Here is a 13,422-nt window from a genome sequence, read left to right as displayed (position 1 = left end):
ACGTTGGTTACGCCGGATCACCGGTCACGGTCGAGGTCAAACGGTGTCTGTGCGCAACCGCGAAGGAGCACACGATGCGCTTGACAATCCTAGTTAACGGTAGCGACCCGCAGACTCGCGACGACCTCGCGGTGTTGTGGCCCGATATTGACGAACGCGTCTGGTCACGGGAATCGCACAGTGGCATCGATCTGCCGTCATGGGGACGGCTGCGCGATGAGGACGACACGATGCTGCTGTGCGGCCCCGAGGAAAACGCCCCACTGTGCACGCTGCACGGCTTGCGCTTCGGGCGTGGCGTGCGCGCCGCGATCGAGCATGGCGCCGCCGCCTGGGTCAGCCTCCGCAGCGGTGAGCCCGTGGACGGCCGCTGGCACCTGCAGACGGTCAACTGCGAAGTCGAACCGACCGAGCCCAGCGAATTGCGCCACTAACGGCGTGGCGTCAGCGACGCACCAACGGCACAGAAACTGCGGCAGCACGGCGCGCCCGCCGTCGCAGCCGTCGCTGCACCCGCCAACGACGGCGCAATGGCTCACCGATGGTCCGATGTGCACGCCAGGACTCCACGAGCTGCCATGATGCGAGCGCCAGGCCGCTGAACACGACCTCGCGCATGCGCTTGGTCACCGCCAGCGACATCGCGGTCGCCGCATCGATCCCCAGCATCTGCGCCAGCACGAGCACCGCCGCCTCTTGCACCCCAAGACCGGCCGGCACGATGAACGCGGCGTGGCGTACCGCCTGGGTCAGCGCCTCGATAGCCAGCGCCGCGCCGATCGATACGGGATGACCCAGCAGCGCCAATGCCCAATACGTTTCCAGTGCGCCGATCACGTAGCCGGCCAATTGCCATGCGAACGCTGACGCCAACGTCGCCGCACGCGTAAGCACCGCGTCGATGCGGCAATCCAATGCGGCGCCATCGACGCCGGCCAGCAACCGGTGACCAGCCCCAAACAATCGTTTCGCGAAACGGTCGAGCTTATCGAACAAGCCGCCGCGTCGCAACAACACCACGCACACGATCGGTATCGGCAACGACAATACGAGGCCGACGACAATCGGGGTCAGCGAACCGTGGTGCGAAGCCTGCAAAAAGATCAGCACGATGCCCAGCACCGAGAACACGTACTGGACCGCGATCGTGGTCAGCACCTCGACAACCACCGACGCGGCCACCAGGCTCGCATCGTTGACGCGCCACGCGGCCAGCCGGATACCGACCAGTTCACCGCCGATGCCCGCGGACGGCAGCATCCGAGACACGGCTTCGCGCACGGTCGCTGCCCAGGTCAGGAACAACAGCGACGCACGCCGCTCTAGCAGGATTCGCCATGCTTGCGCATCGAATGCAAGCGGCACGATGTGAAACGGCACCAGCCATAACAACGCAAAGCCCGCCTGCGACAGCGGCTGGCTCACGTCATGCACGCCCTCATGCCACAGCAACGCGACGAAGATCGCGATGCCCAGAGGCCAACTCAGTGCGCGCAGCAACTTCATGCGAGTGCCTCGCGATTCGTGCCGGCCCGGGCTGGCAGCACATCGCGGAAACCGCCGCACCGCACGTTCGCCGCTGCCAGCGCCGCGGCAACACGCGGCGACAGCAGCGCGTCGAGTTCATCCGCATGGCGGTAATCGCGCATCGACGGCGTGATGGCCTCCTCGCCCGGCACGGCCGGATGCAGATAGATCTCGCCGACCCCGGGCGGCAGATGCGCGATAGCCGCGAGCAGCGCGGCCTCGTCCATCTGACCACTGCGGGCAATGCCCACTACGTAGTCGTTGTACGCGATCCCGGCACGCCGCAGCCGCGACTGGACCAGCGCGATCCACGGCCGCAGCAGCAGCGGCGCGTCAGCCTCTCGCGGCAGCCGCATCGCGTGCATGCCGTAATCGCGGCCGATTTTGACAATCAGCGACAAGACGGTCGGGTGCAGGTGGAAATGCTTGTGCGTATTGACGTGGTCCAGCGTCAAGCCAGTCGCCGCGAACGCGTCGAACTGCGCGCGGATCTCGCGGGCCAGTTGCCGGCGCACATGCGGCAGGAAAAAGAACCGGGCCCCATCGCGCGCCATCGTATTGCCAAACCGGCCGTGGGCGTCGACCAGGGACGCGATGCGCTCACGCGGCAGCATCGCATTGCCGTCGGCCAGCACCAGATGCAAGCCGACACGCAGCGACGGCATCCGACGCGCACGCTCGAGCGCATCGCGCGCGGCTGGCGCGGCCACCATTAGGCTTGCCGCATTCAAGATGCCATCGCGATGCGCGCGCTCGACCGCCTCGTTCACGCGCGGATGCAGCCCGAAGTCGTCGGCGGTAACGATCAATGCGCGGGCCGGCGACTGTGTCACGCCTCGCGTGCTCGTAGGAAACGGAAGAACTCGACCCCCTCGCGCAGCCGGCGCTTCATCATTTCCCAGCTCGTTAGCATCTCCCGCACGATCTCCCATATTTTTGACGGCCGGAAATAGAACCGCTTATAGAACTCCTCGAGGCCGTGATAGATGTCCTCGCGCGACAGATGCGGGTAACCGATCGCCGCCAACTGCACGCCCTCGTGGCTGACCAGGTTGATAACCTTGTTTTCCTCCAGCCAACCGTTCTCGACGGCCTGCTTGTACAGTGTCGTTCCGGGGTACGGCGCAGCCAGCGACACCTGGATCGTATGCGGGTTGATCTCCTTCGCATACGCAATGGTTTTTTGAATCGTCTCGCGCGTTTCCCCGGGCAGACCGAGGATGAACGTGCCGTGAATCTTGATGCCCAGCTTGCGGCAGTCCTCACTGAAACGGCGTGCGATATCGGTGCGCAATCCCTTCTTGATGTTCAGCAAGATCTGATCGTCGCCAGACTCGTAGCCGACCAGCAACAGCCGCAGACCGTTCTCCTTCATAATCTTCAGCGTCGAATACGGCACGTTCGCCTTGGCATTGCACGACCACGTGACACCGAGCTTGCCGAGCCCGCGCGCGATTGCCTCCACGCGCGGCTTGAAGTCGGTGAACGTGTCGTCGTCGAACATGATCTCCTTGACTTCAGGCATGTTGTCGCGAATCCACTTCACTTCCTCCAGCACATTCTCGACCGAGCGTACCCGATAGCGATGCCCACCGACCGTTTGTGGCCACAGGCAGAACGTGCAGCGCGAGCGGCAGCCACGGCCGGTATAGATCGACACGTACGGATGCTTCAGGTAGCCGATGAAATAGTTGTCGATCTTCAGGTCGCGCTTGTAGATAGGCGCCACGAACGGCAACTCGTCCATGTTCTCGATCATCGGTCGCGGTGGATTGTGCTCGATCGAGCCATCGGCCAGCCGGTACGACAGGCCGGTGACGTCCTTCAACGGCCGGCCTTCGGCGACTTCCTTGCACGTATAGTCGAACTCCTCGCGGCCGACCCAGTCGATCGCCGCACTCGCGCTGAGCGAGCCATGCGGATCGACCGCCACTTTCGCGCCAACCATGCCAATCATCACCGACGGCTTGCGCTCCTTGAGCTTCTGCGCAAACAACGCGTCGGTTGGGAACGACGGCGTGCTCGTGTGGATAACGACCAGGTCATAGCCTTGCGCGATATCAAGCGTCGCCCCGACCGATAGGCCGTCAGCCGGCGCATCGAGCACGCGGCTGCCCGGCACCATCGCAGCGGGCTGCGCGAGCCACGTCGGGTACCAGAACGAGCGTATTTCGCGCTTGGCCTGATAGCGTGATCCGGCGCCGCCGTCAAAACCGTCAAACGACGGAGCCTGCAAGAAAAGCGTCTTCATTTAGTCAAATGCTCCGCAATGTGCGATGAACGCCGCACCCGTTCCCCAAAACCATGACCTTGATCCGTCGGGCCGCGCGCCACTACAGCGACTCACGTTTGCGCGACGGTAATGGCGTGCCGACCAGCGGCACGCGCGAGCCGCGCCAGTATACGTGCGAGCCGACCGCAGCGCTCAACCATTGGCCCAACAACAACATGTCGCGCAACGGCACCAGCGGCACATCGCGCAGGAAGGCGCGCACGGTGCGCGCGCCGTGGTCCCGAACCACCTCGCCGGTGATGTAGATGCCACGCCAGTGCAGCACTAGCCGCGCGAGCAAACCGATGCCGGCCAGCACCGCGGCAACGCCGCTCAACAGCGTCTGGGACGCGGGCCGGGCCAGCGCGAGTGCGGCAGCCACGGTCAACCACGGCGATGTGAACGTGACGAACAGGAAACCGAAACCGAGCGGATTGATCGAGCGGATCGTGCGCAACCAACGCGTTTCACGCCGCCACAGCGCACTGAAATGCGACTCCGCGACGTCGGTGGACACGGTGATGTCGGACAACACCGTCGCGAGCCCAATTTCGCGTGCGTGCTCGGCCAACCAATAATCGTCCGCGAGGCAGTTCTTCAACCGCTGGAAACCGCCAACTGTATCAAGGGTCTGCCGCCGCAGCGCCAGCGTTGAGCCGAAACCAAAGCGGGTCGATCCGCCAGCATGCGCGACCCGCACCGATGGCGCGAACCAGTCGTTGACAAACATCGCGCCGAGCCGCGTCCACCACGGACCGACGCCGTGTGCCCGGTACAGGCACGTGACCACGCCCACAGCCGGATCGGCCAGCGGCGCGCACACCGAGGCTAGATAATGCGGCTCCACCGCGATATCGCTGTCTGCAAGGACAATCGTATCGTAGCGGGCGTGTGCAGCCAGGTTGATCAGATTGCTGACCTTCAGATTGCTGCCATGCACGTGCGGATCGACACACAGTCGGATGTCGCATGCCGGATAAGCCGCTTGCAGCCGTTCGACGACCGCGATTGCCGGATCGTTCGAGGAGTGAACGCCACAAAGCAATTCGAAGCACGGATGATCCTGCTCGCAGAACGTCGCGAGATTCTCGAACAGCCGCGGCTCTAGCCCACATAGCGGCTTGAGCACGCTGACCGACGCAAGCGGCGCGCCTAGCGCATTCAACCGTGCCTGATGCGAGGGTCGACGCCCGCGCAGCGACGCCGCTGCGGCGATCACGGCGTACAACACCGCCATGGCGGCGACGGTCACGATTAACCAGGACGCGAGATTTGCGATGACTGCCATCACACAGTATGACGCATGCCACCTTGGCGACATGCGTCGTTTTCATTCATTCTTGCCAGCCCAAGCCGGACCGGGACAACGTTAAAGTAATCAACCAAAGCAACATGAAAGGCTATTTTCTGCTACATCAAGTGTACGCAGTATTCTGATGACGTGCGCGTTCACCCATACTACCGACCGGATGCCGCGTTTTCCAGCCTCTGCCGCAGCCCCCCGTTGCACCCCACGCAAGTCCGTTGGCGCGCCGGGCTCAAAAGCGAGTCCAGAATGATAACGACTCGATGTGATGGCAGCAACCGCGTCTTGACGAAAATCATAACCTTGCATCCAACCACACAAAGGCCCTTCGTCATCCTGGTGAGCCCTTCGTCCTTTTGTGGGCCTGCACCGGCGCCGGGTGTTGGCACCTGCGACGGGTCGACGCTTAAGCTAGCAGTTTGTAAAGACATTGTGCTGCGATAGCATGCGTCATTGGCGTTAACTACCCTGCCAGCTTTCAGCACAGCGTTTGCCAAGCGCGAGACATTGAATCTGCGCATCAAATCCGAGGAGCGAAGCTTGATTGACCGGGCTGCGAGGGTTCGAGGGAAAAATCGCACGGATTTTGTGTTGGAAGCGGCACGGGCAGCGGCGCAAGAGGCGCGGCTTGACCAAACCATCATGACGGCTTTCACAGAAGCTTATGCCGCCTTTGTAGCGCGTCTGGATGTGCCTCGCAGCCAAACGAGCGCTTGCGTAAAACCTCGCAAACGCCGGCGTCGTAAGATGAACATGGCGATCGAGGCGCTGGTTCCTTAGGTATCCTATCATATATTGGAACCATTCACGTCGGGCGCGCAGAGCCTGGTCCCCCGACAGCGGCAAGTATCCGATCTTGATGCGCAGGGCCGTCTCAATGTCAATCAAATCAAGCAGCGCGGTAGCTCGCTGTTTGAAGTCTTCATGGCCTCCAAACTGGGCCGCAACAACAGGTAGGGCACTGCGAAAGTTGTCGATGCCGCGACCCGCTTTACCGTACAAATCAGTCAATGGACGTCAACACCTGCCTTGAGCCAGGCCCTTGATGAGGCAGCACTGGCATGCAACAGTGCTCTGGCATTTAGGCGGCGAGACGCTTATGGCAATTCGAACATAAGTTAAGCGAATTTCATAACTTCAAAGCTTATGATAGGAATTTACGCGTACCTTGTTCACTCCCTTTGTCGTGGCGAGGCTCTTCTTTCCAAATTTCGAGATTAATAAACATATTGGAGTTTTTTACTTGTTGAGCCAGTTTTCGAGCCTGATACCGGGATAGTCGGCAAAGTCGCGCTCGTTGTTGGTAACGAGAATAACGTCCAGGGCAATCGCGTGTGCGGCGATCAGCTTGTCAAGAGCATCCTTCTTGCGCTCGCTCGTCGCTTTGCGCACAGGCCCGTAGGCCGTTGCTGCGGCAGCGTCGAACGGGGCCACAGGAATATCTTCGATTAGGGCGGCGAGATTGCGGCGCTCGCGAGTTCGGTTCGCAGACACTACGACGCCGTATTCAAGTTCAGCGTAGGTGACTGCGGACATAACCACATCCCCAACGTAGCACTGCGCAAATCGCTTCGCGACTTCTTCAGGCTGATTCTTCATCAGGTAGATGCACATGTTCGTGTCGAACATAAAGCGCGGCATTACAATCCCTCGCGCTCAGCCTGCTCCTGCTCGCCGCGGCCTTCAGCCATGAAATCCGGCCCGAATTTCGCAAACTTCTTGAGCACGCCAGTCAGCGGACGACGCATCGGACGGATACGGATCTCATCGCCTACGCGCTCAATTTCGATTTCGATATCGCTCCGGTCGTAAGCAAGGTCGGCGGGAATGCGAACGGCTTGCGAGTTGCCATTCTTGAAAACGCGGGTGGTATGCATAGTGGTTCCTGATGTGTGTACTTTGGATGTACTATAGACTATCCACCGCTCTATGTAAATACGTGTATGTACATGGGCGGCAACTGCACTCCATGCCTTGAGCGGATCGTGCGTAGTCATGCCTCGTAACGAGCGCGCCTTGGCTACTGTTACGAGGATGTTTGCCTCCACGAGCGCAAAAGCTGTCCCGCGAGCCCGGAATTGTCGGCTTTCCTCGGAAAAGTCGGCGCCGCAGGATCACGACCGCGCTTCTCGTCACCTGGCCGACGCATCCGGCCCATGACGGCGTGGCCGTCGGCGGTGACGGTCAGCATCGTGACGCCGATCACGCACCCGTCGGACGTCTCGTAGCGCTACCACAGACCCGCTACGGCGAACGGTTCGCGATGGAGTTCTAAGGCGGCGTTCCCGAACTGCTGGTGCCCGACAAGTGGGCGTATGAGAGAGGCGTAGAGATCGATTTCTCACGTCCCGGCAAGCCAACTGATAACGCAAAGAACGAGTCGTTCAACGGGCGCTTGAGTGAGGAATGCCTCAACGCGCATGGGTTCTTATCACTCGAGGAGGACGCCAAGCACAAAATCGAGGCCTGGCGCGAGTACTATAATGAGGCGTGTCCCCACTGGGCGCTGAAGTGGATAACGCTCGCCGAATTCGCCCGCCAGTGCAGGTTCCAGGCCGATTCGACCCATCCGGAAGAGCCGGAAATTTTCACTTTAAAACGACCCTGATTGGGAGGTGGCCTCACCATATGAAACCACCATCTATCCACGGAAAGGTGATCGGGGCTTCCATAGGAAAGCGATCAGCAACCGGAGCGCTGGGAATGCGAGGATAACCGTGGCACACTCGACAGCATGGCCACGAACGCCAACTCAGGCTTGCGGGCTTATTCATCACGGTGCGCGTTTTGATATTTGGCGATCATGTCGGCCGGCGTGTCCCACGCGGCCCATACGGCGCGGGCAGCAGTCAGTGACGTGGCCAGTTCACTGTTCTTGCATCGCACCATCGCCGGCATCGTGTACCGCGACCAAGTCGATCCGAGCGGTGATTGTCAGTCGCGTGTACTCGCCGCGCCGCCGTGGTAGACGCCGCACGCCGGCGCGACGATGTTTGGATGTTGTGCCGCGAGCGACGCCGGGTCGAAATCACGCGCCCTTAACCGCTACCAAGCATCGCGGCCACGGCCTAGTTTACGGTGTTTGATACATACGGAACCAACAATAATTCAGGGAGTTCAGCATCTCATTGCGAGTGGCTTGATCGAACTGGTTGCGCCCGAAGAAGGCCTTAATTTCAGTTCTTGCGGCCTCCCATTGCTGGTTATTGAGTTTCAGTCCAATCCGTAAGTGGATATCGTAGAATACTTCCGCTATGCTGAGTCCATTGCTGCCGTCGAGCAAACGCATTGCACGCTGCCATACCTGCTTTAACAGTGCATCGTTCAACCACGATGTTTCATCGAGCAGCCCGAGCGCTGCTAATCCGCGCTGCGCGGGCAGCACGCGCTCAAGGGCGGGTTCGAGCAGCGCAAGCTCATGCGCATGTTGATCTGGCGGTAGCAGCATTATTAACGCGCCCGGCAGGTAGCGTAACGCACTGCCTAATTGATGATCCGGTAGTGACAGCGTCAAATGCCGCAGATGAGCGAGGTACATTGGCCTTTGTGCCTCTGGTAGCATCGATACTCGATCGGCTAGTGCGCCGATCGGCGCGCCCCGATGCGACGCTGGTAGGCGTTGCATCCATTGAAACAGTGTTTCATACAATTCAATGATCGTCGCGCTCGCAACATCATAACGATAAGCATAATATTTGGGGGACGGGGAAGATAATGAGAATGCGCCTAGCACTTCGGCTAATGCTGTTATCAGTTCGGCCTGTCCAGACGTGTCCAACGCAGGTAGTCGGCTTAAAAGAGCCCGATACTCGCTTTCAATCTGTGGTGCATCAAACCACAAGTTTTCTATTGGTATCCGGCCGTAGATTGGCAGCACCGATGCAACGGCGCCCCAAGTGCTGCCCTGTTCAGGAGAACGTCTTTCGGCATCTGCATACACGAACCTATACAGATTGCGCTGATACTGGATTGGAATCCCACGTATGGTCCCGATCATGTCTTTTTGTACCTGCAAGCCTTGCTTTGGCACACGGCCTGCAGCTTGGAAGATCGCTATGAATACCTCGGGTTTCAATATGTACTGTCTTCTTGCTCGTTGCCACAGCGTCTGAAGCAATTCAGCGCGCAGGGAGCCAGTGTCAATACGCTCAATTTTGGTCAACAACTGTTGTACCGACGTGCGATCCAGCGCACCGGCATGGGAAATGCGTTGGCGACAAAGCCAGCTCAATCGCCTTTCTTGCAGCGCATGATAGGTCTGGCTGTTCACAGCTGACAGATCACCGATATCGTCGGGCGGCATGTAATCGGCCACTTGTTGGAGAATTTCGGCTGGCAGATCCTGGTATGTCGTGGGCCGGCTGGCCAACGTGTTAGCCAAAGCGCTGCTTGGCGGCTTCAATGGCGGCGGCGTTAACGCGGCGGGTTGCGAGCATGCCTCAACCGTGCAGATGTAGGCTGGATAGTTGTTTAAATTGGTATTCAGATCAAAGTCCATTCACAAGCTCAGCAAGAAGTCAGATATACGCAGCGCAAAGCGATGCTGCGCCGTAAGGTAGATGAAAGCGGGCGAATAAACATAATCATGCGCCGCAATCGCTGGATTTTTGGCGGATAATGCGTTGTCGGCTAGCGCCTCGGGTCAAGCCATAACGGCGTACAGTCGTCGGTTTATCGAGCAGCTGCGCCAGTTCATATTCTTTCACTGGGTGCGCATCAGCCACGCGAGGCGCAATCGTGCGTTTGATAGCGGGAATGGTTGGGAGACACGCACTTTCGCATGAGAGAGGCAATACCTGCTGGACCGAAGAACGCTGCCGGTTGCCCAACCGCTATGCCTACGACGCCGAAATCGCATTCAGCGTGCAGCGGCGCTTAGCCAGCATGGCGCCATTCACCGCTTGACCAACGCACACGGCATTGTGGCAGGTGTTACAACGGCGCTTCATCTACATTCAAGGCTGCGTCGCACCGGACTTCGAGCGTACACGCTTTCTATCGGGGCTACGCGAGACGGCCGGCGTGGAAAACGTCATCGATCAGACGATGACCGGCCCCGGGCGCACGCTGCCGTCTCCGCTGTGGCAATTACCATCGCCTGCCACGTCATCGCAGGCTATGCCAGTGCAAGCCCAGCCACCACGGACTACGTCCACGCATGACGCGCCTGCGCACTCAACGCGTGGACTACGTCGTGAGGCCGCGCTTCTAAATACTAAATCAATTCACCCGTGACAATTCTGTTGCCCGGCGTATCGACGAGGGCCGCGCGTCGGCACGGGCACCCACCGTGCGGCGTCAGCGCAGTCAAGCTGCCTCATGCCGGAATGGGACTATCGTCGGACGCGACTTCATGGCCACGACCGGTTCGACACGGGGCCCAGCGGAAACGGGGCTTGCAACCCCACACGGGTACACCGAGTCAATTGCAGCCAGCACATCGCGCGCGGCGGGCGGGCGCCCTTCGTCCCCCACTGAGGTGGCGCGACCCGGTATGTCGATACCGAAATGCAAACGCGAAGTCGCGGTAAAGATCATCACGGTCGGCTTGCCAAGTGCATAGGCAAGATGCACGAATCCGGTGTCCACGCCGACCACGAGTTCCGATGCGTCGATGAACTGCGCACACTCTGTCACCGTGAGCTTGGGCAATACCTGAGCCTGTGGCACACCCGCGGCGATCCGGCATGCTTCGTCGTGCTCCCGTTTCGAGCCCCAGGGCAATAGGACCTGCAGGCCTCGCGCAGTCAAGGCCCGAGCCACATCGATCCAATGCCCAGCCGGCCACTTCTTTACATCGGTCGATGTCGCGTGGAACAGCATGGCACGCCGCCCCGAGCCGCCGATCGCCGACAGCGGCAACGCTGGCGGCAGCTTCAGGCCGAAATGCGGGCGTCCCTCGACCGAATAGCCGAGCGCATCGCCGACACTGCGACGCATGGCATACCACGCGTTCGACAACCCCTGCCGATCAAACCGGTCGGTATACGCGAATGCCGCACCTGCCTCGCCGAGGTTCTCGCGGCAGTAGCCATAACGTCGTCGCGACCGAGCGATGAAGGCAATGATTGCGCTTTTGTAGACGCCGTGAATATCGAGCACCAGATCATAGCGCTCGCTGCGCAATGTGCGAATCGACGCGATGATGGCGCGCAGGTCGTCCAGGTTGCACGCTTTCTTAAAGCGTCGCAGCGGCGCGCACAACACGCGGTCGACGCCCGGATTCCATTGAACCACCTCGGCAAACGCCTCGTCCGCCGCCCAATCGATCCGGGCGTCAGGAAAAGCGCGCCGCAGGTCCCACACAACGGGCTGCGCCTGCACAATGTCGCCAAGCGACGTGACTTTGACCACGAGAATACGTTTCATGGGTTATTGCGAGCGAGGCCCTTGTTGTTGCTGCAAAGCATTTTACTGCGTGACTGGAAACAGCGGCGACAGACCCGTCGCGGGCTCACCATGCCGGATCGCGCTGCAGCCAAAAACACAAATTGTTGCACACCACCGGCCATTCGGACTCCAAAATCGAGAGCACCGCCGTGTCACGATAGCTGCCGTCAGCCGCGACTAGGTGATTGCACAAGCTGCCGTCCTGCTTTACACCCAATTGTAGGATCGCCGACCGCACCGCGGTGTTCATATAACGGGTGCGGAATTCGACCGCCATCGCATCAACCGCTCGAGCGCATGGGCGAGCAACAGCAGCTTCGCCTGCGTATTCACCGCGGTACGCTGATACCACGGCGCATACCACGTTGCACCGATTTCAAGCGACAGTGCAGCGTCTCGACGCCCACAACACCCATAGCCGGCGGTCGGTGATGGTCTCCTCCAATGCGTCGACATGGTCGAGGCTGAACAACTCGGGCACGATTGCCTGTCCACTTAACGTCACGGGCTGAATCCAGGGTGCCGTTGCGATTCTCTTGAGCCGCGGTCGAGCGCCGTATGTGAGTCTACCGCTAAAATGGCCCTGCCCCCGCCCAGCCACCGCGCAGGCGGCCTACCGCGAAAGGATGTCATGCGACGCTATAATTTTCTAATTCGGATCATCACGATCGGTATTTTGATGCATCTTTACGTCGGCGTGCGCTTGGTGCCGGCACTGCCAGGCGGCCCCGCCGTGCGCGACGCGGCAGTCGCATGCCTGGGCCTATCCGTCATATTAATCCCGTTCGGAATGCTGGCGCAGGCAGTCGAACGGCAACCGCTTTCCGACTGGCTTGCGTGGGCAGGCATGCTGGCGATGGGATTCTTCTCGTCATTGCTTGTGCTCACGTTCGCGCGCGACGTGGCACTGCTCTTCGTGCATGGGCTCGATGCCGCGCTCGCGGCGCACTGGCCGCTTGAGCAATGGCAGCGCGATTCGGCACCCGCCGTGCCCGCACTTGCGCTGCTGGCCTCGTTCGCGGGCTTCGTCAATGCGCGCCGGCGCGCAGGCGTGGTCACTGTCGAAGTCCCAATCGACGGGCTGCCGGACGCATTAGACGGCTTCACAATCGCGCAGCTCAGCGACATTCATGTCGGGCCGACAATCAAGCGCGGCTATGTCGAGACGATCGTCGAGGCGGTCAATGCACTGAGGCCGGACTTGATCGCGATCACCGGGGATATCGTTGATGGCCGCGTCGAGCAACTGGCGCCCCACACCCGGCCGCTGGAGCGGCTACAGGCGCGGCACGGCGTATTCCTGGTCACCGGTAATCACGAATACTACTCCGGTGTGCATGCGTGGATCGACGAGTTCGAGCGGCTGGGCCTAACCGTGCTGATGAACCGGCACGTGGTGATTGACCACGGTACGGCGTGCGTCGTGGTGGCCGGCGTCACGGATTATTCGGCGGGTCACTTCGACGCCACGCATGCCAGCGATCCGGCCGGCGCACTGCGCGGTGCGCCGCCGCACGCCGCCGTGAGGATCCTGCTGGCCCACCAGCCGCGTACCGCATCGGCAGCCGTGCCAGCCGGCTACACGCTGCAGTTGTCCGGACACACCCATGGCGGCCAGTTCTTCCCATGGAATTTTTTTGTGCGGCTGCAACAGCCGTTCACCGCCGGCCTGCACCGGCTGTCGCAGCTATGGGTCTACACGAGTCGCGGCACCGGGTATTGGGGGCCACCGAAGCGCATTGGCGCACCGTCAGAGATTACGCTGGTGCGGCTGGTCCCGGCACGCGCCAGCTTACGCGTTCCCGCCCCACCCGGCTCGAGCGTCGCTCGCCAGTGCGCACTACGCTGCTGACACCACCGCGGGGATTTGCGCGTCAACTTGCTGGCTGGCCGGCATCACCGCGTGTGCCACGGCGAAGCGGCGACA

12 protein-coding genes and 2 pseudogenes are annotated in these 13,422 nt (G+C 60.8%); 5 read left to right on the top strand and 9 right to left on the bottom strand.

Annotated features, from left to right (window positions below; all coding sequences use genetic code 11):
- The first annotated feature begins 74 nt into the window (after positions 1–74).
- Entirely contained in the window at positions 75–434 is a 360-nt protein-coding gene (locus KQH55_RS10395) for a DUF3564 family protein (protein ID WP_076794608.1), read from the top strand.
- Positions 435–444: 10 nt separating this feature from the next.
- Here the strand turns inward: KQH55_RS10395 and KQH55_RS10390 are convergent, their stop codons facing one another.
- The 4 genes from KQH55_RS10390 to hpnI form a co-directional block, all read right to left on the bottom strand.
- On the bottom strand, positions 445–1,506 hold the full coding sequence (locus KQH55_RS10390) for a lysylphosphatidylglycerol synthase domain-containing protein (RefSeq protein WP_076794378.1): 1,062 nt from the start codon (positions 1,504–1,506) through the stop codon (positions 445–447).
- Positions 1,503–2,360 carry a hopanoid biosynthesis-associated protein HpnK gene (hpnK, locus tag KQH55_RS10385; protein WP_076794379.1) on the bottom strand — a complete coding sequence of 286 codons (858 nt, stop codon included), beginning with the start codon at positions 2,358–2,360 and terminating at the stop codon, positions 1,503–1,505. Before hpnK ends, KQH55_RS10390 begins: the two co-directional genes overlap by 4 nt.
- The gene (gene hpnJ / locus KQH55_RS10380; RefSeq protein WP_235090780.1) at positions 2,357–3,778 is read right to left on the bottom strand and encodes a hopanoid biosynthesis associated radical SAM protein HpnJ; all 1,422 of its coding nucleotides are present in this window, start codon (positions 3,776–3,778) and stop codon (positions 2,357–2,359) included. The genes hpnK and hpnJ overlap by 4 nt, the downstream gene beginning before the upstream one ends.
- Positions 3,779–3,860: 82 nt before the next feature.
- Entirely contained in the window at positions 3,861–5,087 is a 1,227-nt protein-coding gene (gene hpnI / locus KQH55_RS10375; RefSeq protein WP_235090778.1) for a bacteriohopanetetrol glucosamine biosynthesis glycosyltransferase HpnI, read from the bottom strand.
- Positions 5,088–5,558: 471 nt separating this feature from the next.
- Here hpnI and KQH55_RS10370 point away from each other — a divergent pair, with 471 nt between their 5' ends.
- On the top strand, positions 5,559–5,885 hold the full coding sequence (locus KQH55_RS10370; protein ID WP_306666085.1) for a DUF1778 domain-containing protein: 327 nt from the start codon (positions 5,559–5,561) through the stop codon (positions 5,883–5,885).
- 459 nt (positions 5,886–6,344) lie between these two features.
- Here KQH55_RS10370 and KQH55_RS10365 read toward each other — a convergent pair whose 3' ends face one another.
- Together KQH55_RS10365 and vapB are read right to left on the bottom strand one after the other, a co-directional pair.
- On the bottom strand, positions 6,345–6,746 hold the full coding sequence (locus KQH55_RS10365; protein ID WP_076794381.1) for a type II toxin-antitoxin system VapC family toxin: 402 nt from the start codon (positions 6,744–6,746) through the stop codon (positions 6,345–6,347).
- On the bottom strand, positions 6,746–6,982 hold the full coding sequence (vapB, locus tag KQH55_RS10360) for a type II toxin-antitoxin system VapB family antitoxin (protein ID WP_076788259.1): 237 nt from the start codon (positions 6,980–6,982) through the stop codon (positions 6,746–6,748). The genes KQH55_RS10365 and vapB overlap by 1 nt, the downstream gene beginning before the upstream one ends.
- A gap of 425 nt (positions 6,983–7,407) precedes the next feature.
- Between vapB and KQH55_RS10355 the strand changes: the two are divergent.
- Positions 7,408–7,713, top strand: a pseudogene (locus KQH55_RS10355) (transposase); the annotation flags it as partial.
- Between the two features lie 195 nt (positions 7,714–7,908).
- Entirely contained in the window at positions 7,909–8,073 is a 165-nt protein-coding gene (locus KQH55_RS10350; protein WP_170872350.1) for a hypothetical protein, read from the top strand.
- A 105-nt stretch (positions 8,074–8,178) separates the two neighbouring features.
- Here the strand turns inward: KQH55_RS10350 and KQH55_RS10345 are convergent, their stop codons facing one another.
- The 3 genes and pseudogenes from KQH55_RS10345 to KQH55_RS10335 form a co-directional block, all read right to left on the bottom strand.
- Positions 8,179–9,375, bottom strand: coding sequence for an F-box domain-containing protein (locus KQH55_RS10345; RefSeq protein ID WP_235090776.1), 1,197 nt, complete (start codon positions 9,373–9,375; stop codon positions 8,179–8,181).
- Positions 9,376–10,412: 1,037 nt separating this feature from the next.
- Positions 10,413–11,474 carry a lipopolysaccharide heptosyltransferase I gene (gene waaC, locus KQH55_RS10340; RefSeq protein ID WP_076794384.1) on the bottom strand — a complete coding sequence of 354 codons (1,062 nt, stop codon included), beginning with the start codon at positions 11,472–11,474 and terminating at the stop codon, positions 10,413–10,415.
- Positions 11,475–11,559: 85 nt separating this feature from the next.
- A pseudogene (locus KQH55_RS10335) lies at positions 11,560–11,876 on the bottom strand (N-acetyltransferase); the annotation flags it as partial.
- Positions 11,877–12,126: 250 nt separating this feature from the next.
- Here KQH55_RS10335 and KQH55_RS10330 point away from each other — a divergent pair.
- Positions 12,127–13,347, top strand: coding sequence for a metallophosphoesterase (locus KQH55_RS10330; protein WP_235090774.1), 1,221 nt, complete (start codon positions 12,127–12,129; stop codon positions 13,345–13,347).
- Positions 13,348–13,422 lie beyond the last annotated feature (75 nt).

The sequence above is a fragment of the Mycetohabitans sp. B3 genome, from assembly GCF_021498065.1.
Taxonomy (GTDB): domain Bacteria; phylum Pseudomonadota; class Gammaproteobacteria; order Burkholderiales; family Burkholderiaceae; genus Mycetohabitans.
Note: the sequence above shows the minus strand (reverse complement) of the source record. Positions and strands in the feature narration are given on the sequence as shown.